Origin of the sequence: Natrinema sp. LN54, assembly GCF_052439245.1 — an archaeon.
Lineage (GTDB): Archaea > Halobacteriota > Halobacteria > Halobacteriales > Natrialbaceae > Natrinema > Natrinema versiforme_A.
On record NZ_JBQVRP010000001.1, the window covers coordinates 264,471 to 289,755 of the forward strand.

Annotated in this window: 24 protein-coding genes and 1 tRNA gene; 11 read left to right on the plus strand and 14 right to left on the minus strand. The window is 66.5% G+C overall.

Features of this window, described 5'->3' with window-relative positions:
• Window positions 1-65: 65 nt before the first annotated feature.
• The 3 genes from ACT4ML_RS01310 to ACT4ML_RS01320 all read right to left on the minus strand — a co-directional run bounded on the left by ACT4ML_RS01310 (window position 66) and on the right by ACT4ML_RS01320 (window position 1,855).
• Window positions 66-587: a Rieske (2Fe-2S) protein gene (locus ACT4ML_RS01310; RefSeq protein ID WP_444719241.1), complete on the minus strand. Its 522-nt coding sequence runs from the start codon at window positions 585-587 to the stop codon at window positions 66-68.
• A 118-nt stretch (window positions 588-705) separates the two neighbouring features.
• Window positions 706-1,551: a DUF2182 domain-containing protein gene (locus tag ACT4ML_RS01315; RefSeq protein WP_444719242.1), complete on the minus strand. Its 846-nt coding sequence runs from the start codon at window positions 1,549-1,551 to the stop codon at window positions 706-708.
• A 100-nt stretch (window positions 1,552-1,651) separates the two neighbouring features.
• A complete protein-coding gene (locus tag ACT4ML_RS01320) occupies window positions 1,652-1,855 on the minus strand; it encodes a heavy-metal-associated domain-containing protein (RefSeq protein WP_444719243.1) in 204 nt (67 codons plus the stop codon).
• A 313-nt stretch (window positions 1,856-2,168) separates the two neighbouring features.
• Between ACT4ML_RS01320 and ACT4ML_RS01325 the strand changes: the two genes are divergently transcribed.
• Together ACT4ML_RS01325 and ACT4ML_RS01330 are read left to right on the plus strand one after the other, a co-directional pair.
• Window positions 2,169-3,158 carry a class I SAM-dependent methyltransferase gene (locus ACT4ML_RS01325; protein ID WP_444719244.1) on the plus strand — a complete coding sequence of 330 codons (990 nt, stop codon included), beginning with the start codon at window positions 2,169-2,171 and terminating at the stop codon, window positions 3,156-3,158.
• A 100-nt stretch (window positions 3,159-3,258) separates the two neighbouring features.
• A tRNA-Thr gene (locus ACT4ML_RS01330) sits at window positions 3,259-3,332 on the plus strand.
• A gap of 577 nt (window positions 3,333-3,909) precedes the next feature.
• On the opposite strand, the gene ACT4ML_RS01335 is transcribed toward ACT4ML_RS01330, so the two are convergent.
• The 3 genes from ACT4ML_RS01335 to ACT4ML_RS01345 are packed head-to-tail and all read right to left on the minus strand — an operon-like array spanning window position 3,910 to window position 5,972.
• Window positions 3,910-4,614: an energy-coupling factor transporter transmembrane component T family protein gene (locus ACT4ML_RS01335; RefSeq protein ID WP_444719245.1), complete on the minus strand. Its 705-nt coding sequence runs from the start codon at window positions 4,612-4,614 to the stop codon at window positions 3,910-3,912.
• 58 nt (window positions 4,615-4,672) lie between these two features.
• Window positions 4,673-5,377 (minus strand): energy-coupling factor ABC transporter ATP-binding protein, encoded by a 705-nt coding sequence (locus ACT4ML_RS01340; RefSeq protein WP_444719246.1) that lies wholly within the window; start codon window positions 5,375-5,377, stop codon window positions 4,673-4,675.
• A gap of 7 nt (window positions 5,378-5,384) precedes the next feature.
• On the minus strand, window positions 5,385-5,972 hold the full coding sequence (locus tag ACT4ML_RS01345; protein WP_444719247.1) for a biotin transporter BioY: 588 nt from the start codon (window positions 5,970-5,972) through the stop codon (window positions 5,385-5,387).
• Window positions 5,973-6,437: 465 nt separating this feature from the next.
• On the opposite strand from ACT4ML_RS01345, the gene ACT4ML_RS01350 reads away from it, so the two are divergent.
• Window positions 6,438-10,679: a DUF7282 domain-containing protein gene (locus ACT4ML_RS01350; protein ID WP_444719248.1), complete on the plus strand. Its 4,242-nt coding sequence runs from the start codon at window positions 6,438-6,440 to the stop codon at window positions 10,677-10,679.
• A gap of 98 nt (window positions 10,680-10,777) precedes the next feature.
• On the opposite strand, the gene ACT4ML_RS01355 is transcribed toward ACT4ML_RS01350, so the two are convergent.
• Window positions 10,778-11,068 carry a DUF7545 family protein gene (locus ACT4ML_RS01355; protein WP_444719249.1) on the minus strand — a complete coding sequence of 97 codons (291 nt, stop codon included), beginning with the start codon at window positions 11,066-11,068 and terminating at the stop codon, window positions 10,778-10,780.
• Window positions 11,069-11,192: 124 nt separating this feature from the next.
• Here ACT4ML_RS01355 and ACT4ML_RS01360 point away from each other — a divergent pair, with 124 nt between their 5' ends.
• Window positions 11,193-11,336, plus strand: coding sequence for a DUF7557 family protein (locus ACT4ML_RS01360; protein WP_444719250.1), 144 nt, complete (start codon window positions 11,193-11,195; stop codon window positions 11,334-11,336).
• Window positions 11,337-11,400: 64 nt separating this feature from the next.
• Here ACT4ML_RS01360 and ACT4ML_RS01365 read toward each other — a convergent pair whose 3' ends face one another.
• The gene (locus ACT4ML_RS01365) at window positions 11,401-11,865 is read right to left on the minus strand and encodes a DUF5799 family protein (protein WP_444719251.1); all 465 of its coding nucleotides are present in this window, start codon (window positions 11,863-11,865) and stop codon (window positions 11,401-11,403) included.
• 186 nt (window positions 11,866-12,051) lie between these two features.
• Between ACT4ML_RS01365 and ACT4ML_RS01370 the strand changes: the two genes are divergently transcribed.
• Window positions 12,052-12,528 carry a universal stress protein gene (locus tag ACT4ML_RS01370; RefSeq protein ID WP_444719252.1) on the plus strand — a complete coding sequence of 159 codons (477 nt, stop codon included), beginning with the start codon at window positions 12,052-12,054 and terminating at the stop codon, window positions 12,526-12,528.
• Between the two features lie 84 nt (window positions 12,529-12,612).
• Here ACT4ML_RS01370 and ACT4ML_RS01375 read toward each other — a convergent pair whose 3' ends face one another.
• Window positions 12,613-13,107: a DUF7529 family protein gene (locus ACT4ML_RS01375; RefSeq protein ID WP_444719253.1), complete on the minus strand. Its 495-nt coding sequence runs from the start codon at window positions 13,105-13,107 to the stop codon at window positions 12,613-12,615.
• 82 nt (window positions 13,108-13,189) lie between these two features.
• On the opposite strand from ACT4ML_RS01375, the gene ACT4ML_RS01380 reads away from it, so the two are divergent.
• The 5 genes from ACT4ML_RS01380 to ACT4ML_RS01400 all read left to right on the plus strand — a co-directional run bounded on the left by ACT4ML_RS01380 (window position 13,190) and on the right by ACT4ML_RS01400 (window position 20,418).
• The gene (locus ACT4ML_RS01380) at window positions 13,190-16,246 is read left to right on the plus strand and encodes a dipeptide ABC transporter ATP-binding protein (RefSeq protein WP_444719254.1); all 3,057 of its coding nucleotides are present in this window, start codon (window positions 13,190-13,192) and stop codon (window positions 16,244-16,246) included.
• Window positions 16,247-16,432: 186 nt separating this feature from the next.
• Window positions 16,433-18,073, plus strand: coding sequence for an ABC transporter substrate-binding protein (locus tag ACT4ML_RS01385; protein WP_444719255.1), 1,641 nt, complete (start codon window positions 16,433-16,435; stop codon window positions 18,071-18,073).
• 50 nt (window positions 18,074-18,123) lie between these two features.
• Complete coding sequence (locus ACT4ML_RS01390; RefSeq protein WP_444719256.1) at window positions 18,124-19,137, plus strand: ABC transporter permease; 1,014 nt, start codon at window positions 18,124-18,126, stop codon at window positions 19,135-19,137.
• The gene (locus ACT4ML_RS01395; RefSeq protein ID WP_444719257.1) at window positions 19,134-20,051 is read left to right on the plus strand and encodes an ABC transporter permease; all 918 of its coding nucleotides are present in this window, start codon (window positions 19,134-19,136) and stop codon (window positions 20,049-20,051) included. Before ACT4ML_RS01390 ends, ACT4ML_RS01395 begins: the two co-directional genes overlap by 4 nt.
• Window positions 20,038-20,418 carry a DUF7268 family protein gene (locus ACT4ML_RS01400; protein ID WP_444719258.1) on the plus strand — a complete coding sequence of 127 codons (381 nt, stop codon included), beginning with the start codon at window positions 20,038-20,040 and terminating at the stop codon, window positions 20,416-20,418. Before ACT4ML_RS01395 ends, ACT4ML_RS01400 begins: the two co-directional genes overlap by 14 nt.
• Window positions 20,419-20,433: 15 nt before the next feature.
• On the opposite strand, the gene ACT4ML_RS01405 is transcribed toward ACT4ML_RS01400, so the two are convergent.
• Together ACT4ML_RS01405 and ACT4ML_RS01410 are read right to left on the minus strand one after the other, a co-directional pair.
• Entirely contained in the window at window positions 20,434-21,372 is a 939-nt protein-coding gene (locus tag ACT4ML_RS01405; protein WP_444719259.1) for a biotin--[acetyl-CoA-carboxylase] ligase, read from the minus strand.
• Between the two features lie 66 nt (window positions 21,373-21,438).
• Window positions 21,439-22,116: a DUF305 domain-containing protein gene (locus ACT4ML_RS01410; RefSeq protein ID WP_444719260.1), complete on the minus strand. Its 678-nt coding sequence runs from the start codon at window positions 22,114-22,116 to the stop codon at window positions 21,439-21,441.
• Between the two features lie 278 nt (window positions 22,117-22,394).
• On the opposite strand from ACT4ML_RS01410, the gene ACT4ML_RS01415 reads away from it, so the two are divergent.
• Window positions 22,395-23,105 (plus strand): helix-turn-helix domain-containing protein, encoded by a 711-nt coding sequence (locus tag ACT4ML_RS01415; protein WP_444719261.1) that lies wholly within the window; start codon window positions 22,395-22,397, stop codon window positions 23,103-23,105.
• A gap of 60 nt (window positions 23,106-23,165) precedes the next feature.
• On the opposite strand, the gene ACT4ML_RS01420 is transcribed toward ACT4ML_RS01415, so the two are convergent.
• The 3 genes from ACT4ML_RS01420 to ACT4ML_RS01430 all read right to left on the minus strand — a co-directional run bounded on the left by ACT4ML_RS01420 (window position 23,166) and on the right by ACT4ML_RS01430 (window position 25,283).
• A complete protein-coding gene (locus tag ACT4ML_RS01420) occupies window positions 23,166-24,161 on the minus strand; it encodes a tyrosine--tRNA ligase (protein WP_444719262.1) in 996 nt (331 codons plus the stop codon).
• Window positions 24,162-24,249: 88 nt separating this feature from the next.
• Window positions 24,250-24,444, minus strand: coding sequence for a hypothetical protein (locus ACT4ML_RS01425; RefSeq protein ID WP_138244230.1), 195 nt, complete (start codon window positions 24,442-24,444; stop codon window positions 24,250-24,252).
• A gap of 59 nt (window positions 24,445-24,503) precedes the next feature.
• Complete coding sequence (locus ACT4ML_RS01430) at window positions 24,504-25,283, minus strand: 4-phosphopantoate--beta-alanine ligase (RefSeq protein ID WP_444719263.1); 780 nt, start codon at window positions 25,281-25,283, stop codon at window positions 24,504-24,506.
• Window positions 25,284-25,285: the final 2 nt, after the last annotated feature.

Here is a 25,285-nt window from a genome sequence, read left to right on the forward strand (position 1 = left end):
GCCCGTAGTCGTAGCGCTCGGAATACGTTTTCGAGACGGCGCTCTTCGCCGGGCTCGCGCCCCGGTCAGAACCCGATGTGCGAGGTCGATGACGGGCCGCCCTCGTCGTCCCCCTCGTCGATCCCGCCCTCGTGGGCGAAGGTGACGTCGTCGTCGGTCAGGTAGACGACGCCGTCGTCGACAGCGACCTCGATCGACGGTAGCGTCGTGTCGGCCGCCTCGCCGTTATCGCAGTAGCCCGAACAGGAGTCGAACATCGAGCCGTGTTTCGGACAGATGACCTGCCCGTCCCGCATCGCCGCGCCCCGGCCCGTATCGAGACGCTGGGATTCGTGGGTGCAGCGGTTGATCCAGGCCTCGACGCCGCCGTCGGGAGCGTCAGCGATCGAGGGCTCGGAAGGCGCGGAGCGCCTTCCGGTGCCGTCGGCCGCAGGCCGACTGCTCGTCGAACCGTCCTCGACACTGTCGTCCTCGCAGGGAACGAGGATTACCTCGTCCGGTTCGCCGTACTGATCTCGAATCGTGAACAGCCACGACCGGTTCTCGCGGACCGTCTCGACGGTCGTGAGCCGCGTTCGCACGCTCATCGCGAGCGAGTACGCATGCCGAACGGAAAATGCTCTCGACGGCCGCGTTCCGATCGACACTGTTCTCGCCGAGTCACGGCAGCGGGCCGCGACTCGAGACGGCACCGCGGACGGCCCATCAGAGGGTGAAAGCGAGCGGGAGTGCCGGTCGGATTATCAGCACGATCACGCCCGCGACGAGGGAGACGAGGCCGGTCCCGACGGCGATCTCCTCGCCCCACGACGGGAGACGCTCGATCGTGACGACGCCGGTCAGCGCGACCATCCAGACGAGGTTCATCTCGCCGACGACGATCATCACCAGGAAGAAGAGGCCGAAGCAGGTGCAGACGCAGCGAACGCCGTGATACAGGCCCTCCCGGACCGCTCGCAGTACGCCGTCGAGATGGGCCGGGACGTTCGCACAGCACGTCCGCAGGTACGACCGTTTGAACCTCGAGCACTGGTAGAGCCCGGTGAGGATGAGGACGCCGCCGATGACGGCGTGGGTGTGCGCACGGGTGAACCCGTAAATCCCGCCCGGAAGGATCCCGTCGTACAGGAGCGGCACGACGGCGGACGCCATCCAGACGGCGTAGTACCCGCCGAGAAACGCGACGAGCGCCCGCGCCGCGCCGATAGCCGACCCCTGATACGCGGCGGCGTACGATCGGGTGAACCGCGTCATCGCCGGCTGCATCATGGCCCACATCATCACGCCCCACACGACGGCGTACCCGAGTACCGCCTTGAGCGTCCCGACGTGGAAGGCGGCGCGCTCCATTGCCCCGGGCGCGGCCATCGGGATTCCGCCGTCCGTCATCAGCCAGTCCATTCCCGGCATCGGGACGTGGCCGCCGTACAGCAGCAGCCACCAGAGCGCATCGAGAGCGAACATGGCCGCAACGACGGCGGTCGTTCGATCGAGATCGACGGAGACGAGACCGGTCGCCCGTTCGATCGCGGACCGGAGCGACGCACTCATCCGGTGATCACCTGCCCGAGGGCGGAACGGGTCACCGACCGTAGTTCGTCGCGGGAACGACGAAGCAGCCGTCTCGACCGACAGACGAGTCGCGACGGCATTATTCGGGAACGTCGTAGCCGGCTTCCTCGATCGCGTTACGGACACGGGGTTCCGCCGACGGATCCCCGTTGATCGTTACCCGACCGGCCTCGGCGTCGGCCTCGACCCGGCCTACTCCGGGCACCGCCGTCACCGCGCCGGTGATCACTATCTCACAGCCTTCACACGTCATTGCGGGAACCTCGAGCGTGTATTCGTTCATTCTGCATCCGGGCAACGCGCCGATGGAACATAAATTGATGAATTACTGATACTTTCTGTACTAAACGGTACGGAAGACTAGCACCGATTCAGATCGCGTCTCAATCTCGGAGTCGCGGCTAATGGCCGCGATTTCGGTTGACTCATCGGCGAGCGGCTGAACGACCGTCTCGATACGACACGAGCATCCGGGTCGGCGAGTTCACTGAGTATCCACATTCGATATAGCGACTATCGATTTATTTGAAGTGAGTAGCCTCGAGCGTCGCCCGCGAAAACGTCAGCGTTACGGCGGCCCGCCGGCCAGTTCGGATATGGAAGTCCCGTGTGTCCGCGTCGCGCTCGAACACGGCGAAGCGACGCGTGCGGCGCTGGCCGACGCGGACCTGATCGACGACGGGTACGAAATCGCTGTCGAGGACGGCCGGATCTACATTCCGATCGCCGATCCCGACGGTGTCAGTGATGTCCTCGAGGCTCCCGAAATCGTCCCGCGGACGGTTGCCGAGCGCGAGAGCCAAACCACGCCCGCGGACCTCCTCGCGTTCGAGCCCACCTACGAGCGACTCGGGCGAGCCGCGCTCATCGACGAAGACGATCCCGAGCGCGCGCAGGCGATCGCGGACGCCATCCTCGAGTCCGATCTCCCCGTCGAAACGGTGTTGAACAAGGCCTCGAAGGTCAAAGGCGAGACGCGGGTCCGGGACTGGGAGCTGCTCGCGGGCGAGAACACCGAAGTCGTCCACCGCGAGTACGGGTGTGAGTTCCTGTTGGACCTCTCCGACGTGTACTTCTCGCCGCGGCTCGCGACTGAGCGCCACCGCGTGGCAGAACAGGTGACGGCGGACGAGCACGCCTTCGACATGTTCGCGGGCGTCGGCCCGTTCGTCGTCCCCTTCGCCAAACGCGGCGCGGAGTGCGTCGGCGTCGATATCAACCCCAAGGCCATCGACTACCTCCGCGAGAACGCGCGCCGAAACGGGGTCGAGGACCGCGTGACCGCGATCAACGACGACGTTCGGACAGTCGCCACCGAGTACGAGAACTGGGCCGATCGGATCGTGATGAACCTCCCGCACAGCGCCGACGACTTCCTCGAGTCGGCCGTTACCCTCGCCGGCGACGACTGTACGATCCACTATTACGATATCCAACACGAGGACGACCCCTTCGGACCGGGCGAACGCGCGATCCGCGCGGCGGCCGACCCCGAGTACGAGGTCACCGTCGAAACCCGCCACACGGTCCGGTCGTACGCCCCGCACGAACTGAACGTCTGTCTGGACGTGCGACTCGAGCGATAACCGGGTCTCCGGGCTTGGTTCTCGAGGCGCGGAACAGCCTCACACGACCGGATCGATTCGCAACCCTTATGGCCGATATCGGCCCTACGAATGAATGCGTGCCGGTGTAGCTCAGACTGGCAGAGCGAATCCTTCGTAAGGATTAGGTCGAGGGTTCAAATCCCTCCACCGGCTCTTTCTGCGACGAACGTTACACGAGAAGCGACGCGAGCCGTGGGCGGATGTGAATCGAGGAGTTGCTTCCTGCGACCGCGGTTCATACTCTCCACCGGCCGCCGCTACTTTCGAGATCCTTCTCAGTAGTCCACGCTGTGAGTTGGTCGGACAGTCTGCTTTCATCGCAATCCGCCGCGATGGCGATGGTCTGTCGTGATCGCTACGAGAATCGCAGCTCGAGCTTCCGCTCAGCAAATAGCGTGAGACACCGACCAAACAGCCGTTTGCGATCCCAACTGCAAGTCTGTAGAGCTATTCAAGGAGTGCAGCCCGGTTTTCCCGTCTTGCATACGAGTGCGAGAGAGCTACCGGCACCGCCGATAAACCAAATATAGCGATATCAAATAGTGCCGGGCAGGAATTCTGCAGAGGTCTCCCGGCTGTAGAGACGACGAGTTGCGAGTTCGAGCGGACGATTCGGGAACGGCAGCGCCACGAATCCGGCGGAAAACGGAGGACCCGCTCGAGCCACAGGGAGATCCGCCCCGAGTGATTCGCGGGTGCCAGTACGGACAGATGAATCCACTGCCCGCAGTCAGTAGAACGCCGACAGTGCGAGGACGACGGCGAGAACGAGGACGGGGTAGTCGGCCCGCGAGAAGGAAAGCGGCGGGAGCGTGGGGTTCCACGCGAAACACCGCGCTTGCAGCGCGAGCGAGAGGCGGTCGGCTCGGTCGAACGCCCGCGTCAGCCCGAGGATAGCGGTCGTCCCGGCGCGGTCGACCGCGCCGCGTTCGGTTCCCAGCCGAGCGGCCATCGCCTCGCGGATCGTCCGGAGGTCGCCCCGAAGCACCGGGAGGAACCGAAAGACGAGCGCGACACCGATACCGAGTATCTGGCCCGGCTTTCCGGGAACCGTCCGCTGGATCGCCGCTCGAGAGTCCCGAACCGGCGTCGAACGCACGTAGGCCGCGCTGACGAGCAGGATGAGCAGGACCCGGTAGCTCGCCAGCCCCGACGCGAGGGCGTCCGATCGATCGATCCAGGGCGGGCCGAGCGTGGCCCCCGCGATCAGGGGTGCGAGCGCGAGGATGACCAGGGCGAAGCGGTAGGCGACGAGGGTGCGGCGAAGCGAGACGTTCGCCGCGACCAACGCGATTGCGGTCAGCGCGGAGAGGACGAGCAGCGCCCGCGGCGTCGTGTGTGCCAGCGCGGTGGCGGCGAACCCGATCTGGACCGCCAGTTTGGTCCGGGGATCGAGGCGGTGGGCGAACGTCTCGTCGGGTTCGAACGTCAGCATCGCTTCCCTCCCGTGGGCTGCGTCGATCGCGGAGGTCGCGGCGATTCGTCCCGTTCGGTCATCGGTTCGGAACGCGAACCGCGAGGTCTTCGAGGTCCTCCAGCGCGTCCTCGAGCGGTCCGTCAACGGCGACGCGCCCGTCTCGCATGGCGATGACGCGGTCCGCGAGCGCGGAGACGTCACGGAGGTCGTGCGTCGTGAGCAGGATTCCGGTGCCGTCGGCCGACAGCGACTCGAGTCGCTCGAGCACCGATCGGCGGGCGGGTTCGTCGAGCCCGGTGAAGGGTTCGTCGAGGACGAGGTGAGTGGGGTCCATCGCGAGCGCGCCCGCGATCGCGACGCGGGACTGCTCGCCGCCGGAGAGCGTCTCGATCCGGTCGTCCTCCCGACCGGCCATGTTGACTGCCTCGAGCGCGGCCGCGACGCGGCGATCGATCGCCTCGCGTTCTAGCCCGAGGTTTTCGGGGCCGAAGGCGACGTCTGCCCCCACGGTCGCCGAGACGAACTGATCGCGGGGGTGTTGGAAGACCATCCCGACGTTCGAGCGGGCGGCGATCAGGTCATCCGAGACGGGCGTCCCGTCGACGAGGACCGCGCCGGAGTCGGGCGTCAACAGGCCGTTGCAATGGCGCAGCAGCGTCGTCTTCCCGCTGCCGTTTGCCCCCGCAAGCAGGACGAACTCGCCGTCGTCGATCGTCAGCGATACGTCCTCGAGGACGGGGACATCCTCGAACGCGTGGGAGACCGACTGGAACTCGATCATCGGGTCGTTACGATCGAACCGGTGTGATTCGGCCGGACCGGACGATGGCGACCGCCGCGGCGATCTTGAGGAGTTCGCCGGGGATAAAGTGGAGCGCGCCGGCCGCAATAGCCTCCCACGCCTCCATCTCGAGGAGCCACGCCATGTAGGCAGTCCCCATCCCGTAGATGACGATGGTCCCCGCGAGGAGCGCGCCGACGAGAATCGGGAGTCGAACGGTCCGCAGATCGCGCAATGCCCGCCCGCGGTGAACGATGAGGCCGATCAGCGCCGCGGCGATCGGGTACGACCACAGGTAGCCGGCCGTCTGCCCGATTAGGATGCCGAGCCCGCTGTTCATGCCGGCGAAGACCGGTGCGCCGGCGGCACCCGCTGTGAGGTACAACAGGAGCGAAATCGGCCCCCAGACCGGACCCAGAACGAGCCCGGCGAGGAAGACGAACAGCACCTGCAGCGTGATCGGAACCGGCGAGAAGGGGATCGGGATCGATACCAGTACCGACGCCCCCATCAGCGCCGCGAGCATCGCCGCCCGAGCGAATTGTCGGACGACGGCATCATCGACTGGATCGACCGAGTTCCGTTCCGTTGCCATACCCTCGCTCTCTCGTAAACCGGGATCAATACTTCGGTTTCCGAGATTATCGGAACGGACGTTGACACGTCCGCTCGAGTCGCCCCTCGAGTCGGGCGACGAGGCCGGTCGAAACAATGCGCTTCCTCCCAGTTGTACGGAGCGTTGCGGCCATCGTCGGTCGCGCGGTAAACACCTTCTTTCGCGCCGCTGTCCGCTGTTTACGCTCGTCGTTCGCAACGAAACGCCGAGTAATAGTCGATTGTCTCGGCTCGCTAACCGAAACGACCGGCGTCCTTATGCACGAATTCCACCCCGTGGTGGGAAAATGCGATCCGGTAGTACGAAGTCCGGCAATTCGGGGTATCAGACAGTACGTCCGGCGTGCCAACGCAGTGCCGATGGAGCCGGAGCTGCAGTCGAACGGTGGGGTCCTGACGGGCGTGTGATCCGCGACGGAGGGCTTCGCGGCGGCGGGGGCGACCGATGAATCGACGCCGAACGACGGTCGCCGTCGTTCTAGTCGCGGCCGCGATGGTGGGAAGCGTCGTCGCGTTGCCGCTACTCGGTGGCGGCCTCGGCCCGTTCGGTTCAGACGACGGGGACACCGACGCGGCCGCCGCGTCGCCGCTCGAGGACGAATCGCAGGCCGCACTGCAGGAAAACGGAAGTCAGGAGGGAGTCCAATCGGCGGACTCGAACTTCGAACTGGTGACACTGGAGTCGCCCGCGACGGACGACGAGTCGACTGACGCGGGCGGAACGAACGAGCAGGTCGCGACCCAAGGGGACCGCGAGGACGCCGTCGAAACCGGCGTCGACGAGGGGATCGCGCTCGTGCAGTCCCAAGGCGTCGAGGTGACCCAAGAGCAGCGGGCGGCAGCGCTCGAGGGCGCGCGAGAATCGGCGTCCCAGTACCAATCCGTCGAAGCCGAGCAGGTTCAGGCGGCGACGAAGGGTGCCGTCCACGGCGCGCTGATTCAGGAGCAGTCGGTCAACGCCACCCAGATCCAGTACGCGGTCGGCGGCGCGACCGGTGGCGGACTCTCCCAGTCGCAATCGGTGAACGCGACCCAGCTACAGAGCGCGACCTGGGGCGCGGCACACGGTGCGGTCGCCCAGAGTCAGCGCGTGAGTGTCGAGCAGATTCAGGTTGCGACCAACGGCGCAGCCGCCGGTGCAGCGAGGGAGGCCGGTGCGAAAGACGTCGGATCGGTAGCGAAGATTCAGGAAGCCGCACAGGGGTCGGCCTACGGCGTCCTGACGCAGTACCAGTCGATATCGGTCGAGCAGCGCCAGCGGGTGACCCTCGAGCACGTCCAGCACGCGGCGGCCGGAGCCGCCGCCGGCTCGCTCGAGGGGAGTGCGGACGCGGCGCTCGAGCAGGAACAGCGCGTCGAGGCCGAGCAACGCCAGCGCGTGACGATCAAGCAGATTCAGAAGTCCGCGGCCGGGGCGGCGAAGGGCGCGCTCGTCCAGGAGCAAGCGGTCTCGGTCGAACAGACCCAAGCGACGGCCCGCGGCGCGAGCCGGGGGTCGCTGAAGCAGATCCAGTCCGTCAGCATCGAGCAGCGCCAGCGGATTTCGATCACGCAGGTACAGGAAGCTTCCTTCGGCGCGGCGAAGGGTGCGATCGCCCAGAGTCAGGAGGCGACCGTCGAACAGATTCAGGCCGCGGCTGACGGCGGGGCGAGCGGTGCGCTCGTCCAGCGACAGACGGTGTCGGTCACGCAGGTCCAGTCCGCCGCGACCGGCGCCGCGGAGGGTGCGGTTACCAGCGCGATCCAGCGACAGGAAGTCACCGTCGAACAGGTCCAGGCCGCCGCGTTCGGTGCCAGTGAGGGGGCGGTGACCCAGACGCAGGTCGTCGACGTGACGCAGGTCCAGCGCCTCGCGCGCGGCGGTGCGAGCGGTGCGCTCGTCCAATCGCAGGACGCGTCGGTCACCCAGATCCAGACGGCCGCCCGAAGCGCCTGCGAGGAGACGGCTCGAGCGGTCCAGTCCCAGCGGATCAGCATCACACAGCTCCAGTCCGTGACGGCGGAGACCGCGGCCGACGCGACGGCCTACGCGATTCAGGAAGACACCGACGACATCACCGTCATCAGCCAGCACGTCGAGATCGAGGTCGAACAGCGCATCGAGACGATCGACCGGATCGAGGGCACTGCGTCGCTCGATGTCTCGGACCAAGAGAGCGACGGTGAGAGCGTCACCGTCGGGAACACGTCGCTTTCGGAGGGCGGCTTCGTCGCCGTCTACGAGGGCGTCGCCGTCGACGCCGATCCCGACGACATCGTCGGCGTCTCGAGCTATCTCGAGGCCGGCGACCACGAGAACGTCACGGTCGACCTCGACGAGCCGCTGTCGGAGAGCGGACCGCTAGTGGCGGTCGCCCACCACGACACGAACGACGACGAGGCGTTCGACTACGTCGAGTCCGACGGTGAAGACGACGTGCCGTACGTTACCGGGAATGGGGCACCGATGCTCGACGCCGCGTTCGTGACGGTGACCGACGAGTCGGACGAACCCGACGCGGAACCCAACGCGACGCTGTCGGTGGCCGATCAGGAAGGCGACGGCGAGACGCTGACCGTCGACGAGGCGAACGCGTCGGTTCCCTACACCGTGACCGCGACGTACGACGGGGAGACGGTCGAGAGCGACGGGTTCGCGGCCGGCGAGGCGGTGACGGACCTCGCGCTCGACTTCGAGCCGCCGCTCGAGACGAACGCGTCGGTCGACGTCTCGGTCGTCGGCGAGGACGGAACGGTCCTCGAGAACGAGACGATCGAGTACACGGTCGCGAACGAGACCGACGAGCCCGAAGCGACGCTCTCGGTCGACGATCAGGAAGGGAACGGCGAGACCCTCGAGATCGACGCGGCGAGCGCCACCGTCCCGTACGTCGTGACGGCCGAATACGACGGCGAACGCGTCGACAGCGAGCAGTTCGAGGCGAACGAGACGGTCGCGGAGGAGCGCCTCGATCTCGAACCGCCACTCGAGGGGAACGCGACGGTCAACGTCTCCGTTCGCGCCGCGGCGGACGACGCGGCGCTGGCGACCGAGTCGGTCGAGTACGCGGTCGACGGCGACCTCGCGGACTTCGACGTCGAGTTCGCGAGCTGTTCGCGCGCGGTCGTCGACGCCTCGCTCGAGGACGGCGATCAGGTCGCCGCGAGCACGGGCTTCTACGATCAGGCCGGCTTCGGCAACACGATCATCGAAGACTACGTCGCCGTCGGCGAGGACGTCGAGGCACCGTTTAACGGGACGATCGTCTTCGAGATCGGCGACGAGCGCAGCGTGACGACCGACGGCGACGAGGTGACCGTCGAGGTGCCCGACTACGGCATCTTCGGGACGTACATCTCCGGGATCAGTTCGCCGGAAGCGGTGCCCTTCGCGTCGATCGACTACGCGAACCCCGACGCGCAGACGTGCGCCGAGGAGGCCCGGCCGGACCTACCGTCGCTGTCGGTCGAGGAGACGACGCCGACCGACGACGGCGAGGCCATCGACGTGACGTTCGGCTACGAGAACCCGAACAACGCGACGATGAGCGGAAACAGCGAGTTCGTCGAGGGGACCGCGACCGACGAACCGCCGACCGAGTTGGAACCCGGCGAAAACGCGTTCACCGTCGAGTGGATGCCCGAGAGCGACGATGAACAGCTCGTCTGGCAGACCGACTTCGCGAACTACGGCTACGACGAGCCCGTGACCGCCGAAACGCCGACCGCCGGCGAGATCGAACCGGCCGACCCTGCGGCGTTCAACGTCTCGATCGCCGGGACCAACGGTCCGGTCGAACAGGGTGAGCAACTCGCGGTCGAAGCCGACGTGCAGAACACCGGCGGCGACGCGGGCGCGCAAACCGTCTCGCTCGCGGTCGGCGACACCGCGGTCGACTCGGAGTCGGTCTCGCTCGAGGCCGGCGAGACCCAGACCGTCTCGTTTACGGCTCCGACGGACGACCTCGAGCCCGGCGAGTATCCGCTCGCGGTCTCGAGCGAGAACGAGACGGCCGAGACGACGGTGACCGTCGAGGCGAGCGGCGAGCCGGCGACGTTCGCCGTGACCGATATCGCCGCACCCGAGACCGGCGACCCCGGCGAGGAAGTAGCGGTGACGGCGACGGTCGAGAATCAGGGCGATCTCGAGGGGACCCAGACGGTGACCTACAGCGTCGACGGCCAGCCGGTTTCCGAGGAGAGCGTGACGCTCGCGGGCGGACAATCGGCCGAGATCCAGTTCTCGTCGCCGCTGCCCGAGGGCACCTCGACGCACGCGATCGCGACCGACGACGAGCAGGCGTCGGTGACGATCGAAGCGACCGCAGCGGCGACCGCGGAGTCGGACGGCGACGCGGAACCGATCGACGGAACGGAGACGGGTGAGGCGGACGAGCCGACCGAGCCGACGCCACCGGAGCAGCCCGACGAACCGGCACCGCCCGACGAGCCGCCGGCGGAGTCGGCGCAGCCGGACGACCCCGGCGCGGACAACGAAGCCGACACGTCACCCACGGAGTCCCAGCCGACCGAGACGCCCGACGGCGGGCCGACGGAAACGCCTGCAGAAGACGCGCCGGCCGATCAACCGGCAGAAACGACGGACACTCCCGAGGCGGACGGCGCGGCTGCGGGAGCCGATAGTGAGTCCGCCGGAGCCGCGGTGGGCGCTGCGGATACCGGAAACGAGACCGCCGGTGCGGGATAGCATCGGATCTCGGTTCCAGTGCGCCGCTCACGGACGGCGCTCCCGCTCGGCGGAAATGAGGCGTGAAGAAGTCGGTACTTCGAGTCGCGCGTCGCGGCTCAGTGCTGGTGGCCGGTCGCTTCGCCGAACGTGACGCCGAAGCGCTCCTCGAAGAGGTCCATCACGCGCTCTTCTTGGGCCTCGAGTTCGGCGTCCGCGTCCTCGCCGTGGTGGACGATGTGGTGGGCGCGGCTGGCGAAGGAGAGCAGCATGACATCGCCGACCGTCTCGGCGTCGGTCTGGTCGCCCTCGGCGACGAGGTCGACGAGCCCCGAGGGGATCGTGATTTCGTCGGTCGCGCCGTCGTCGGAACTGATCGAGAAGGTCGTCGTCTGGACTTCGTCGGTCATACTCCTACGGTCGGGAACCGTGCCTAAAGGTGCTGTGGCTTGCCCCGGACCGCGCGCCCGGGCAAGACGTGGTGCGGACGCGACCCCCGTGGTGTTTTTGCCCCGCGACGACGAACGCTCTCGTATGCCATCCGTCGAACTCGACGAAGCGACGATCGAGCGGCTGGATGCACTGCGCGTCGACGACGAGTCCTACGACGAACTCGTCAACGAACTCATCAACATCTACGAAACCAGCGAGTACACGCTCTTTCACGCCGGCGACTGACCGGCCGGCGAGGAGTTGAGTTCGGCACTGTCCGACGAGCCCGCCGGCGACGGTCGTCCCGACCTCAGCCGTCGGCGGCCGTTCGCCGAACCGACTCCCACTTCCCCCTGGACTCGAGGTGGGACTGCAGTTCAGTCGCGTACTCCTGCGTGAGCCGTTCGGCCGCCTCGCGCTGTTCTTTCTCGGAGGAGCCGCCGCTCCCGCCCATGCCGAGCGCGCCCATGATCGAGTCGAAGATGCCGCCGCCGCTCGAGGAACTCGAGCCGCCGCCCGCGCCCCCGCCAGCCATCGCGCCCATGCCGGTCTGGACGTTCTCGAGTTCGGGGATGATCCCGTCGAGATTGTCCGTGTTGGCGACGATCTGGGCCCGCTCGGGATCGTCGGCGTGTTCGATCTCGAACTCCGTGGCCGTCATGATCAGGCTCCACTGCTGGTTGGAGAACTGCGACGCCTCGATCTGCGAAGCGAACTCCTGATCGACGGTCATCCGCTCGCCGACGATCCGGTCGGTCCACGACGTGTCGCTCATGGCCCCCGGTTGGGCCGGTGGCTGTATCAGCGTTTCCCCTCTCGGCCCCGCAACCGGTGTTCACCGCCGATTCGCGCTCGCCGTCGGAATCGCCCGCGGCGGACCGGAATCGTCACCCGGACTGACCGTCTCTCGTGTCAGGAAAACGTTAATAGGTATGCTTGCTGTATGATATCGTGACACACGATGTACGACCGCATCCTCGTTCCGACCGACGGCTCGCGCGAAGTCGAGCGCGCACTCGAGTACGCCTTCGACCTCGCGCACGAACACGACGCGACGATCCGCGCGCTCTACGTCGTCAACGCGGCCGGCTACGGCGGGCTCCCCATGGAAACCGCCCTCGAGGGTGTCAGCGACGCGCTCCGCGAGGAGGGGCGAGCGGCGGTCAGCCGCGTCGAGGACCTCGCGCCCGCGGACGTCACGGTCGAGACGGCGGTCCGCGAGGGCGCGCCGAGTCAGGTCATCGTCAACGAGGCCGATCCGCTCGAGTGCGATCTAGTCGTGATGGGGACCCACGGCCGCGGCGGGATCGACCGGCTGCTGCTCGGCAGTGTCACGGAGCGGGTCGTCCGACGCGCTTCGGTCCCGGTGTTGACGGTGCAGGTCGATCCAGACGGGGTCGACGACCGCGCCGAAGAGCTCCGGCTCGCCGCGGAGTAACGGCCTCGAGTCCTCAGTCGGAACGCGAGCGCGGAACGTCTCTGAAAAGATGCGACCAGCCACGGCATCGGGCCGCACCAGCCCTTAGTCGGCGTCCGGGAGCGCTTCGGGGAGAAACGGTGCGACATCGTCGTGGACGAATTCGACGTAGTCGTCGTTCAGCCGCCGACAGAACAACCGCAGCTCGCCGGCCGATCGGACGGCCTCGAGCGCCGCCTGCCCGGACCCGGTATCGTAGTAGGCGGGAACGAGGACGGCCGTTTCGGCGGTCGGGTCCTGTTCGACGATAAGCAGGTAGATCATGCCGCCCTCTTCCGCGCGGAACACGTCTACGTCCGCGAACGTAGCGTCCTCGGTTAGCGACTTAAGATCCTCGTACTCGGGCCCCGGCAGGACCACGTCGAGGCCTGTGCGTCGCTCGGAGTCCACGAGCACGGAGTCCCCGGGGTGGAGTTCGAGGGCCGTCCAGCCGCGGTCGCGGTAGTCGTCGGCGATCGCCGTCATGTCCTCGAGAACCGCCTGCCAGCCGGACTGGTCCTGTGCGTTTCTCGGGGAAGTGCCCGCTGGATTCTCGCTCATGCCCCCACCGCGTGCACCGCCGGGGATAAATGTTGTCCAAATCCCACAAGGTATTTCTTCGCTCCCTCGAGAACTGCTGCCAGTGACCGATCTTCTATCCCTTTCCGGACTTCGCACGCAGTTCGACACCAAACGCGGTGCGGTGAAAGCCGTCGACGGGATCGACCTCACCATCGAGGAGGGTGAGACCGTCGGCCTCGTCGGCGAGTCCGGGTCCGGTAAGAGCGTGACCGCCCTCTCAGCAATGGATCTCGTCGACGACCCCGGCGACGTCGTCGGCGGCCGCGTGACGCTACGGCGCGCGGCGCTCGCCGCGGACCTCGCGGACGAGTTCGACGGTGCCGTCGTCCCGTACCCCTTCGAACTCGTGGACGCGATCCGGGAACTCGTTGCGGACCTCCGCGTCGGCGACGGGGTCGATTCGGCCGGCACGGAACTGCGTGGCATGGCCGCCGACCTCGCCGGTCACGACGATCCCGCGGGGCTCGCACCGACTCTGAGAGAGGCCGCCGACCGACTCGATGACGGCGCGACCACCGACTCGGTCGCGGACACACTCGAGGCTGCCCTCGACGACGCCGACGACGGGTTCGTCTATCTGGACGAGGCGGCACGCGAGCGATTCGAAAGCGGCGCGAACGCCAACGCGATTTCGGTCGAGGACGGTGTCATCGACCTGACCGACGCCCCCGAGGAAGCGATGCGGAAGGTCCGCGGCAGCGAGATGGGGATGATCTTCCAGGACCCGATGACCTCTCTGAACCCCGCGGTGACCGTCGGCGAGCAGGTCGCGGAGTCCCTGCGGCTCCACCAGTACGGCGAACGGAAACGGGACACGTGGCTGAACGCCGTCCGGGAAATTCTGCCGTCTATCGGCGGGCAAGAACACGACGAGGAAGTCATGGAAGATGTCGTGGACATTCTCACCGAGGTCGGCATCCCGGAGGCCACGACGCGCCTCGAGGAGTACCCCCACGAGTTCTCCGGCGGGATGCGCCAGCGGGTGCTCATCGCCATCGCGCTCGCGTGCCAGCCGAGCCTCCTCATCGCCGACGAGCCGACGACAGCCCTCGACGTGACCATCCAGGCCCAGATTCTCGACCTCATCGACGACCTCCAAGAGGAGTTCGGGATGTCGGTGCTGATGATCACCCACGACCTCGGCGTGGTCGCGGAGACCTGCGACCGGGTCGCGGTGATGTACGCCGGCGAGATCGTCGAGGTGGGTCCCGTCGAAGAGATCTTCGCCGATCCGAGCCACCCGTACACGTACACGCTCTTGGAATCCATCCCGACGGAGGAGAAAGACCGTCTGACGCCCATCGAGGGCAACGTTCCCGACCTCATCGACATGCCCGAGGGATGTCACTTCGCGGACCGGTGCCCGTGGGCCCAGCCCGAGTGTCGCGACGGCGAGATCCAGTTCCGCCAGCACGGTCCCGAGGGCGTCGACCACCGCTCGAAGTGTCTCCTCGAGGACTTCGACGAGGACGAGTACGGCAACGACGACGCCGCGTCCGCGGCCGAGCACGACATCGGCGAGCCGATCGTCGAAATCCGCGAGATGCGAAAGTACTACCAGCAAGCGGACGGCTATCTCGACCGGTTCATGGGTGAAAAGCCGAGCGTAAAGGCAGTCGACGGCGTGAGCTTCGACGTCCACGAGGGCGAGACGCTCGGACTGGTCGGCGAGTCCGGCTGTGGCAAGTCGACCGCGGGTCGGGCCATCCTCCACCTCAACCCGCCGACCGACGGCACGGTGGTGTTCGCCGGCGAGGACCTCGGCGACCTCTCGAAGTCGGAACTCCGCGAGAAGCGTAAGGACATGCAGATGGTCTTCCAGGACCCGATGTCGAGTCTCGATCCGCGGATGTCCGTCGGACAGACGGTCATGGAACCGCTGAAGATTCACGGCCTCCCGGAGAGCGACCCCGACGTCGTCACGCGAGCGGACGTTACCGTTGAGGGGATCAGTGAAGACGTCGTCTCCGTCGAGGTTTCGGACAATGCAGACGCGCTCCTGGGGAGCACCGATGGCGAGACGGTCGTTCCGGTATCCGTGACTGTCGAGGGCGCCGACGTCATGATTGCCGAAGGCGACGATGTCGTGACTGTCGATAGCGACGATGTCACCATCGAGGACGACGATATCACCGTGGATGTCGAGGGTCCGCTCGGCGTTCAGACCGATATCACCCGAGAGGACGGTCGCATCACTGCTATCGATGTGTCGGTGTCCGCCGGCGACTCCGCGCGCCTGCTGCGACGCCGCCGCGTTATCCAGCTTCTGGAAGAGGTCGGACTCGACGAGAGCCAGTACGGTCGCTATCCCCACGAACTATCGGGCGGGCAGCGCCAGCGCGTCGGCATCGCTCGTGCCCTCGCGGTGGACCCCGACTTCATCGTCGCCGACGAGCCGGTGTCGGCCCTAGACGTCTCCGTGCAGGCACAGATTATCAACCTCTTAGAGGACCTGCAAGAGGAGTTCGGGCTGACGTACCTGTTCATCGCCCACGACCTCTCGGTCGTCCGGCACATCTCGGATCGCATCGCGGTGATGTACCTCGGCGAGATCGTCGAGATCGCCGAGACCGACGACCTGTTCGCCGACCCGAGACACCCGTATACGAACGCGTTGCTGTCGGCGATTCCCGAACCGGATCCGCTGGCAGATACCGACGACCGCACCATCCTGAAAGGCGACGTTCCCTCCCCGATCGATCCGCCGTCGGGTTGTCACTTCCGGACTCGGTGTCCGTCGATCATCCCGCCCGACAATCTCGACATCGAACAGGAGCGCTACCGCGAGGTCATGTTCTATCGACAACGCGTGGAATCGCGCGACATCGATCTCGAGGCGGCCCGAGAGGAAGCCGTCGCCGAAGCGCCGCCTCGAGCGGTCGCGGACGGCGGCAGCGACCTGACCGCCGCGCTCAACGCGCAGTTCTTCGACGAACCGCTCTCCGGTCGCGCTCGCGAGGCGGTCGAGGAGTCCTACCGGCACCTCGACGACGGCGACTGGGAGGCCGCCGAGGCCGTCCTCGCGGACACGTTTGAGAGCGTCTGCGAGCGAAACGACCCCGCACTCGACGACAGCGACCACCCCGCCGCCTGTCACATCTACACCGAAGCCGAGTAATCGCAGACGCGGTGCCAGTTAATCGCTCGGATCCGCCGGGTGCGTTCGGCGTTTTCGGAACCCAGTCCATCGAGTCGCGACTCGTTTCTCCGACCGGCCAGCACGGCCAGTAAACGCTTCTCAACCAGTATAGAGTTGACAATATTGTCCGGTACCATTATATAGTTCGAATTACGGACTACTGGTATGTCAGGTAATGACGGTCAGCCTTCCAGGCGGAGTTTCCTGAAGTCTGCCGGCAGCGCAACGGTTGTCGCAACTGCAGCGAGTTCCATGGCCGGCTGTCTCGGCGGTAGCAGTGGCAGCGACGGCACGCTCCGGTACGGGCGCAGTTCCCACTCGGACACGCTCGATCCGCAGCGAACGACCAGCGGCGAGGTGTCGAAGGTCACGAACCAGGTTTACGACGGGCTCATCGACTTCGAGCCCGGCGAGGCGGCCATTACGGAGAGTCTCGCGACCGACTGGTCGATGGACGGCGAGGACGTCACGATCGAACTGCGCGAGGACGCACAGTTCGACGACGGAACCGACTTCACCGCCGAGGACTTCGTCGCGACCTACCGCCGGTTCGTCGACGAGGACTACGACTACTACTTCGAGGACGCCTCCGCGTACGGGCCGTTCACGCTCGGCAACTGGATCGACTCCGTCGAAGCCGACGGCGACTACTCGCTGAACATCACGCTTACGGATCCGTACGCGCCGTTCCTGCGTAACCTCGCGATGTTCGCCGCCGTCGTCCTCTCCAAGGACGACATCGAGGGCGACTTCGACTTCAACGCGGACGCCAACGGCACCGGTCCGTTCCAACTCGAGGAACTCGACAACTCGAACGGCCGCATCCTGCTCACCCCTAACGACAACTACTGGGGCGACGGTCCGAACGTCGAGGAACTCCTGTTCCTCGAGCGCGGCCAGAACTCCACGCGTACGCAGGCTCTCGTCGAAGGCGAACTCGAGATCATCGACAACCTCGCGCCCGAAAACATCGGGTCGGTCGAGGACTCCGACGCCGCCGAAATCCAGTCGGGAGAGGGGATCAACATCGGCTACATGTCGTTCAACCAGTCCCGCGTCGAGGAGTTCCGCGACGCGCGGGTCCGGCGGGCGATCAGTTACGCCATCGACACCGAATCCATCGTCAACGAGGTCTACTCCGGCATCGCCGAACAGGCCGACCAGCCGTGTCCGCCGGCGCTGTTCGGACACAACGACGACCTCAGTCCGTACGCTTACGACCCCGATCAGGCACGGTCGCTGTTGGAAGAGGCCGGATACGGCGACGGTTTCTCCTTCGACCTGACGACCTTCCAGAACGCCCGCGGCTACAACCCGGCTCCGTCGTCGACGGCGGAGACCATCCGGACGAACCTCGGGGACGTCGGTATCGACGTCACCATCGACGAGCGGCCGTTCTCGGACTACCTCACCTATACCGGCGACGGGAAACACGACGCGTCCCTCGCCGGCTGGTACACGGACAACGCCGACCCGGACAACTTCTACTACGTCCTGCTCCACCCGCAGGTGGAGTCTCCCGACGGACAGGACTGGGTCGACTGGAGCACGGAGGGCTACAACACGTCCAACCGCGCCGCGTGGGCGAACCAGGAGTTCATGGATCTCGTCGAAGAGGCCCAGCAGGCGTCGGATCAGGACGAACGCGCCGACCTCTACCACGAGGCGGCCCAGATCGCCCACGACGAGGCACCCTGGGTCTACATCGATTACGCCGACGAAATCCGCGGCGTCCGCAACAACGTCAGCAACTACGACGTCTCGGCTATCGGCGGCCCGCACCTCCACTTGGTGGAGCTCGAGTAACGCGCCCGGCTGACGGGACATTTTTAACCCCTCAAAATTAGCTCAGAATAATGGTATCAAAGCGGTTCGTCGCCAAACGCCTGCTGTTGCTCGGTCCGGTGCTGTTCGGAGTGGCAACAGTGGTTTTTGCGATCCTCCATCTCTCGCCGGGTGACCCCGCCGTCGTCATCGCGGGCGAACGCGCGAGTCAAGACTTCGTCGAGCAGATTCGGTCCGACCTCGGACTCAACGATCCGCTGTGGCAGCAGTATCTCCGATTCCTTCACGACACCGTGACGCTCGACTTCGGACAGTCCTATCAGGTCCGACAGGGTAGCGACGTCAGCGAGATTCTCGCCGACCGACTCCCGATCACCATCGAGCTCGCGGTTCTCGGACAGATCGCGGGCCTGCTGTTCGGACTCCCGCTCGGGATTATCAGCGCCGTCAAGAAGGACACGCTGACCGACCACTTCTCCCGGATCGGCGCGCTGACGGGGATCAGCGTCCCCATCTACTGGAGCGGGCCGCTCCTCATACTGCTGTTCGCACAGATCCTCGGCGTCCTCCCGACGAGCGGGCGCATCGGATCGACGCACTTCATCGACTCGACGACCGGATTCATCCTCGTCGACACGCTGCTGGCCGGGGACATGGCCGCGTTTCAGTCCGCGGCTCGTCACCTGTTCATGCCCGTCCTCGTGCTCGGCATCTACTCGATGGCGTTCATCTCCCGGATGATGCGGTCGTCGATGCTCGAAGTCGTCAGACAGGACTACATGCGGACGGCCCGCGCGAAGGGCCAGGGCGCGAAGACCACGATCATGAAACACGGGCTCCGGAACGCGTTCATCCCCGTGATCACCATCATCGGTATCCAGTTCGGTTCGATGCTCGGCGGCTCCGTGCTGACCGAGACCGTCTTCGAGATCAACGGCATCGGGACGTTGCTCGTCTCCGCCATCGACGGTAGCGACTATCCCGTGGTGCAGGCGACCGTCCTCGTCTTCGCGCTCATGTACACAATAGTGAACCTCTTCGTCGACATCACGTACTCCATCCTCGACCCACGAATCGACCAATGAGCACGGAAACCCAATCATCGACCGTCGAACGCAGCACCATCGAGCGCCTTCGCGCCAGCCCGTTCCTCACGGAACTGCTGTCGAACCGCATCGCCGTCATTGGCCTCAGTCTCATCGTCGGGATGTTCCTCGTCGCCATCTACGCCCGACTCGCGTACGGACTCGACGCCATCGTCGACACGCAGTTCGGGGCAAACCCGACGAAGGTGGGGCCGAGTAGCGCGTTCTGGTTCGGAACGGACGGCCAAGCCCGCGACATCTTCCCGCGAGTGCTGTACGGCGCGTGGTACGCCCTGAAGTTCGGGACCGCGACCGTCGTCGCGTCCACGGCCCTCGGCATCACCGCCGGGATCGTCGCGGCGTACTACGGCGACCTCACGGACAACGTGATCATGCGGACGATGGACGTACTCCTGTCGTTCCCGTCGCTGCTGCTGGCGCTTGCGCTCGTCACGATCTTCCCCGACTGGTTGGGGCTGTGGCGGGCAGTCATCGCGCTTACGCTCGTGTACACGCCGCGGTTCGCCCGCGTCGTGCGCGGGGCGGCGCTAAAAGTCCTCGAGGACGAGTACATCGAGGCGACGCGGGCCCTCGGCGCGACCGATCCGCGGCTGCTGATCCGCCACGTCCTGCCGAACTGTCTGGCACCGATCACCGTCCAGTCCACGCTGAACTACGGGCTCGCCATCATCGACATCGCGGCGCTGTCGTTCCTCGGGTTCGGCGCGGCTCCCGGCGACCCGTCGTGGGGGATGATGCTTTCGGAGGGCGTCGAGAAGGGACTGTTCTCCGGGGCGTGGTGGTGGTCGTTCTTCCCCGGCCTATTCCTCGCGCTGACGGTGCTCGGATTCAACCTCCTCGGCGACGGGATGCGGGACGCCTTAGATCCCCGCATGCGAGATGCCGTCGACTGATCCCAGCGTTCCCGTCTCGAGGGACCCCGTCGAGCGGGTCCGCCGGCTCGCGGTCGCCGCCGCTCGCTGGGTGGCCATCGGAGCCGCGCTCGGTGCGGTCGCCTCGCTGGCGCTGCTGACGGTCTGGACGCCGCGAGCCGCGACCGACACGGCGTTTGCACTCGGCGCGCTCGTCCTCGGGTTCGGCGTCACCGCGTGGTCATCGGCGGTCGGCCTCGGACGGACCATCGAGGGAATGCAGGATCGCCTCGACGTGAGTTCCGACTGGACGGAAGCCAGCGCTCGCGAGGCGTTTTTCGTGGTGTCGTGGACCGGCGTGGGCTGGGTCGTCGCCGCGACCACCGGTTCGATCCTGCTCGGCGTTTGAAACTGCGGCGCTCGGTCAGATCGGTCGCAAGTGCTCGCAGTCGCCCGCCGTAACGGTCTCCCGCCCGTTCTCGGTCTCGACGACGAGGGCCCCGGACTCCGTCACGTCGATCGCCTCACCGACGATTTCGCCAGCGGGGCGGTCGACGCGCACGCGCTGGCCGATCGTCAGCGCCAGATCGCGCCACGCGGGGACGACCGCCTCGAGGTCTTCCCGATACCGATCGAACGACTCCAAGAGCCGTTGGACGAACCGTCGCCGGTCGACGTCACCCGCCTCCTCGCGGATGCTGGTCGCACCCTCGGGTAGCGCGTCGGCGTCGAGATTCGCGTTGACGCCGATCCCGACGGCGAGCCACTCCACGCGGTCGGTCTCTCCCTCCATCTCCGTGAGGATCCCCGCGAGCTTTCGGTAGTCGCCGTCGTCGCCGACCGGGACGACCACGTCGTTGGGCCACTTGATCCGGGCGTCGACGCCCGCCTCTCGAGCCGCCGTCGCCGTGGCGACCGACGCCGCGAGCGTGTACAGCGGGGCCTGCGCGGGCGCGACGGCCGGTCGCGTCAGGACGCTGACCCAGACGCCGCCCGACGGCGAGGACCACTCGCGCTCGAGGCGGCCGCGGCCGCCGACCTGTTCGTCCGCGAGGACGGCCACGTCCGTCGCGCCCTCGGCCGCCAGCTCGCGCGCCCGGTCGTTGGTGCTTCCCACGGAGTCGTGGTACTCGACCGAGAACGGGGCCTCGAGTTCGAACTCGACGGCCGGGGCGTTGTACGCCGCGACGGCGGTCAGTTCGTAGCCGGCCGGCCCGCTCTCGATCTCGAAGTCGGCCTCGCGCAGCCCCTCGATGTGCTTCCAGACGGCCGCCCGCGAGATATCGAGCGACTCGGCCAGTTCGGGCCCCGATACCGGCCCGTCCGCGATCGCCTCGAGGATCGCCCGTCGCGTCTCGTTCATGGACTCGCAAGGGGGTCGCGCGCACTTCAATCGGCTGATCGGCGGCCGCCGCCCGCCGCGGTCGCGCTAGGCGTGCTGCACCCAGTCGAGGTACCAGGTGTACATTCGGGCGATCTGTGCCTGCTGGGTCTCGATGATGTCGGTCGCCATCGCTTCGACCGCGGGCGACTGGCCCTCCCGAAGAACGAGGTGTGAGAGTTGGATCGCGCCGCGGTGGTGGTTCGCGAACGTTTCGATGAACCGCAGGTCGAAGGTCGTCCCCTCGAGGCGCTGCAGGTACGCGAGTTCGTTCGGGCGGGGGTTGCCGGGGATCGACGTCACCATGTCCCTGACCGCGTCGAGATCGGCCTCGAGCAGGTGCCCGGGTTCGATCCCGGCCTCGGCGAGGATCGATTCGATCCGCGCGAGGCCCTCCCGCTGGCCCTCGAGTACCGTCTCGGCGAACTCGGCCAACGCGTCGTGGTTCGTCCGCTCCGGAACCAGCGAGGCGGCTTCGATCCCGCCGCGGTGGTGGTAGGCCATCAACTGGAGAAAGCCCACGTCCGCCAGGTTCAGTTCGGTGTCGCTCGCTGCGTCGCCGGCGGGCATCTCGTCGGAACCGGTCGAGTCACCGCCGGTCGCCGCGGCGGGTGCCACACCTGACAGCCCCAGTGCGAGGCCCGCCGAGGCGAGCGTACCGGTTTGCAGGAACGAACGGCGCGATGCGTCGGCGGACGAGTCGTCGGACTCGGTTTCGCGTCCCATGGATCGGCCGGACCTCCACCGGAGACGGTGATAAGACTGGTTGTAGTCAGGCCGGAAAATTCGTCGTTTACAGCGCCATCACGGGCGATATCTTCCGCTTAGATCGATAGTCTCTCGCTACACACCACGCCATCACGAGGTGTGCTCTGCAGTGAGGTGACCGACCGACGACGGCACGCGAACGGCGGCTAGCACCGACTGTCGACGTCTCGGATCGCGGCCGAACCGCTTGCGAGTCAAGGGGAAACGGACCAGTACCGGGACGGTGACAATAACGCATGGACCGCGGAGGCCGTCGGGCGAAAGACGCCGTCGAAGTCGAGTTTCGGGTTCGCGACACGTCCTACCCGTTCGTCGACGCGTCGCGGGCCGAGGACTGTCGGGTCGATCTCGAGGTGCTCTTTCCGCATTCCGAGGCCGGGTTCGTCGAGTACTTCACCCTCGAGGGTGCCCGGCCGGAGCGGGTCCTCGAGGCGGTCGACCGGAGCGACGACGTCGATGCGGAACTCGTGGCGCGCCACGAGGACGGCGGTCGATTACGATTCCACGTCCGCGAGCGCTGCGTCGCGAGGAGCGTCGTCGAGTTCGGGGCGATTCCGCGGACCGTCGAGGCCGACGGCGGTGACGGCCGGCTCGTCGCGGAGGTGTCTTCACGGGCCGACGCCGACGAACTCGTCGAGCGATTCGAAACGGAGCATCCGACGGTGACGGTCGACGATTCTCGCGACCGGCAGCGGTCGACGCCGCTGTTTACGCACCACGATTTCAAACAGACCGTTATCGATGCGCTCACCGACAGGCAGCGGGAGGTGTTTCTCACCGCCTACATGAACGGCTACTACGACTGGCCGCGAAAACACGAGGCCACCGAACTCGCCGACGAACTCGGTATCTCGCCGGCGACCTTCTCACAGCACCTCCGGGCCGTCGAAGGGCAACTGTTCAGCATCCTCCTCGATACCGACGACGAGTGCGTGTTCGTCGAGTAGGGCCGACACGCGAGCCCTCGAGGCGGGATGTCGATTAGCCGCGACTCTCGGGGGAGCCGACTAGTCGCGGATCTCGCGCAGCTTCTCGCGGCCCGGCGCGATCAGTTCGTCGAGGTAGGTCGCGAGCGTGCCCTTCGCGTCGGCGGGGTGGAGTTCGCCCGACTCGAGGTCGTCGGCGAGGGCCTCGTAGTCCTCGTAAGTCAGGTCGCCGCCGTACTTCTCGGGGCGCTCGACGACGATCTCGTCGAACCGCGGGAAGACGTGATACTCGAAGAGTTCGAGGACGGGGTTCTCGCGCTCGTTGCCGTCGTCGTCCGGCTCCGGATCGCGGGTCGGCGGGCAGTACGCCGAGTTGACCTTCTCCTCGAGGTCTTCGGTGGAGTCCTCCATCGAGATGGTGACGCCCTCGCTCGAGGACATCTTCCCCTCGCCGCTGGTGAGGTCGGCGACGATGGGCGTGTGCAGGGCCGGCCGGACCTCGTAGTCGACTTCGGGCAGTTTCTCGCGGGCGAGCATGTGGACCTTGCGCTGGTCCAAGCCGCCGACGGCCAGATCGAGGTCGAGGTACTCGATGTCCAAGGACTGCATCAGCGGGTAGACGAGGTGGCTCACCTTGGCCGTCTCGTCGCCCTGTATCTCGGCCATCGCGCGCTGGGCGCGGTTCATCGTCGTGTCGACCTCGAGCGTGTGCAGGTCGAGTACGTACTCCTCGTCGAGTTGGAACTCGGAGCCGTAGACGAACTCGGTTTGGGCCTCGTCGAGGCCGTAGGCGAGGAACTGCGCTTTCATCTGCTCGGCGGTGTCCTGAATCTCGTCGAAGGTCCCCTTGTCGTTGAGGTAGGCGTGGACGTCCGCCAGCAGGATGACGACGTCCATGCCCGCCTCCTGGAGATCGATGAGTTTGTTCGCGGTCAGGAGATGGCCGAGGTGGAGCACGCCGGAGGGTTCGTAGCCGACGTAGGCGCGTTTCCCCGCGGGATCCGCCGCGAGGTCGCTGACCTCCTCGTCGGTGACGACCTCCTCGGCGTTTCGCGTGATCAGGTCGTAGGTATCCATTGCTGTCTGAGTGGAATCAACGGACGGATTTATGCCTTCTTGAACGACGGTAGTGTCCCGGACGGTCGCACGCTCGCGCCCGATGAATTCAAAACGGTGTCAGCGAGTCGACCCGATCGCGGGCCGTCCCCGCGAGGTAGCCGGTCGCCGCGCCGACGCCGGCCCCGACCGCACCGCCCGCCGGTCCGGCGAGACCGCCGACCTTCCCGCCGAGTTTCGCTCCCTCGGCCGCGCCGCGGGAGGCGTGTTCCGATCGCAGACATGGTGGCTCGAGCGATGGCATCGCCCGACCGTTCGGGACGGTGACAGATAATAGTTGGTCTCGAGCGAGACCGCGGCCGATCAGAGGTCGCCCGACCGGATCCGTTCCTCCGCCTCCTCGAGCGCTCGGTCCCGGTCGAAGGCCTCGACGATCTCTCGAAGTTCGGCTTCGTCGGCGTCGGCCAACTCGCGGGCGTGTTCGGTGATGTTCGGCACCGCGCGGATGATGTTGTCCACGATCGGTACGTCGGCGACCTGCGGCGAGCGCGACAGCGGGTTGAGGTCGATCACGATCTCGGTCTTACCCATCTCGTCTAACGCCTCGGCGCGGTCGCCGTCCTCGAGCGGTACGAGCACGACGTCGGCCGCGTAGATGCCGTCGGCGTCGACCTTCGCCCGCTTGTGGTCGAGGTTCGGAATCCGCGCGTCGGCCTCGAGTCCCTTCACCTCGTCCGCGCCGTGCTCGCGCAGGTGATCGGCGATGGCCTCGATCCGCTCCGGGGTGCGATTGAAGAGGTTGACCTCGAGAGCGGCGCCCGTGGCGTCGGCGAGGGCGGCCATCTCGCCGGGGACCAGCGCCGCGACGTTGCCGTTGATCGAGAGCACCGGCCGCTCGGCGAGCAGGAGGTGGGCCGCGGCGGTCCGTTCGGCGTCGTCGGCGCTCGGAATCGTCTCCTCGCCCAGCAGGTAGTCGAAGGCGCTGCCCCGACCCTCGGCGTGCATCCCCTGCAGATGCGTGATCCCCTTCTCGATGCCCGCCTCGATCCGGTGGCGGGTGAGCAGATCCTGATATCTGGGGTGATCCTTCGGGATCTCCTCCTCGTGCTCGACGTCGGCGGAGACGCTGTCGTAATCGCTCACGA

Coding starts and splice junctions, on each gene's coding strand:
- ACT4ML_RS01340 (WP_444719246.1), bottom strand. CDS start 5,377: ATGATCGAGTTCCAGTCGGTCTCCCACGCGTTCGAGGATGTCCCCGTC.
- ACT4ML_RS01365 (WP_444719251.1), bottom strand. CDS start 11,865: ATGAGCGACACGTCGTGGACCGACCGGATCGTCGGCGAGCGGATGACC.
- ACT4ML_RS01425 (WP_138244230.1), bottom strand. CDS start 24,444: ATGCCATCGCTCGAGCCACCATGTCTGCGATCGGAACACGCCTCCCGC.
- ACT4ML_RS01360 (WP_444719250.1), top strand. CDS start 11,193: ATGCCATCCGTCGAACTCGACGAAGCGACGATCGAGCGGCTGGATGCA.
- ACT4ML_RS01390 (WP_444719256.1), top strand. CDS start 18,124: ATGGTATCAAAGCGGTTCGTCGCCAAACGCCTGCTGTTGCTCGGTCCG.
- ACT4ML_RS01395 (WP_444719257.1), top strand. CDS start 19,134: ATGAGCACGGAAACCCAATCATCGACCGTCGAACGCAGCACCATCGAG.
- ACT4ML_RS01355 (WP_444719249.1), bottom strand. CDS start 11,068: ATGACCGACGAAGTCCAGACGACGACCTTCTCGATCAGTTCCGACGAC.
- ACT4ML_RS01315 (WP_444719242.1), bottom strand. CDS start 1,551: ATGAGTGCGTCGCTCCGGTCCGCGATCGAACGGGCGACCGGTCTCGTC.
- ACT4ML_RS01370 (WP_444719252.1), top strand. CDS start 12,052: ATGTACGACCGCATCCTCGTTCCGACCGACGGCTCGCGCGAAGTCGAG.
- ACT4ML_RS01350 (WP_444719248.1), top strand. CDS start 6,438: ATGAATCGACGCCGAACGACGGTCGCCGTCGTTCTAGTCGCGGCCGCG.
- ACT4ML_RS01320 (WP_444719243.1), bottom strand. CDS start 1,855: ATGAACGAATACACGCTCGAGGTTCCCGCAATGACGTGTGAAGGCTGT.
- ACT4ML_RS01345 (WP_444719247.1), bottom strand. CDS start 5,972: ATGGCAACGGAACGGAACTCGGTCGATCCAGTCGATGATGCCGTCGTC.
- ACT4ML_RS01325 (WP_444719244.1), top strand. CDS start 2,169: ATGGAAGTCCCGTGTGTCCGCGTCGCGCTCGAACACGGCGAAGCGACG.
- ACT4ML_RS01375 (WP_444719253.1), bottom strand. CDS start 13,107: ATGAGCGAGAATCCAGCGGGCACTTCCCCGAGAAACGCACAGGACCAG.
- ACT4ML_RS01335 (WP_444719245.1), bottom strand. CDS start 4,614: ATGCTGACGTTCGAACCCGACGAGACGTTCGCCCACCGCCTCGATCCC.
- ACT4ML_RS01310 (WP_444719241.1), bottom strand. CDS start 587: ATGAGCGTGCGAACGCGGCTCACGACCGTCGAGACGGTCCGCGAGAAC.
- ACT4ML_RS01420 (WP_444719262.1), bottom strand. CDS start 24,161: ATGGATACCTACGACCTGATCACGCGAAACGCCGAGGAGGTCGTCACC.
- ACT4ML_RS01385 (WP_444719255.1), top strand. CDS start 16,433: ATGTCAGGTAATGACGGTCAGCCTTCCAGGCGGAGTTTCCTGAAGTCT.
- ACT4ML_RS01415 (WP_444719261.1), top strand. CDS start 22,395: ATGGACCGCGGAGGCCGTCGGGCGAAAGACGCCGTCGAAGTCGAGTTT.
- ACT4ML_RS01400 (WP_444719258.1), top strand. CDS start 20,038: ATGCCGTCGACTGATCCCAGCGTTCCCGTCTCGAGGGACCCCGTCGAG.
- ACT4ML_RS01410 (WP_444719260.1), bottom strand. CDS start 22,116: ATGGGACGCGAAACCGAGTCCGACGACTCGTCCGCCGACGCATCGCGC.
- ACT4ML_RS01405 (WP_444719259.1), bottom strand. CDS start 21,372: ATGAACGAGACGCGACGGGCGATCCTCGAGGCGATCGCGGACGGGCCG.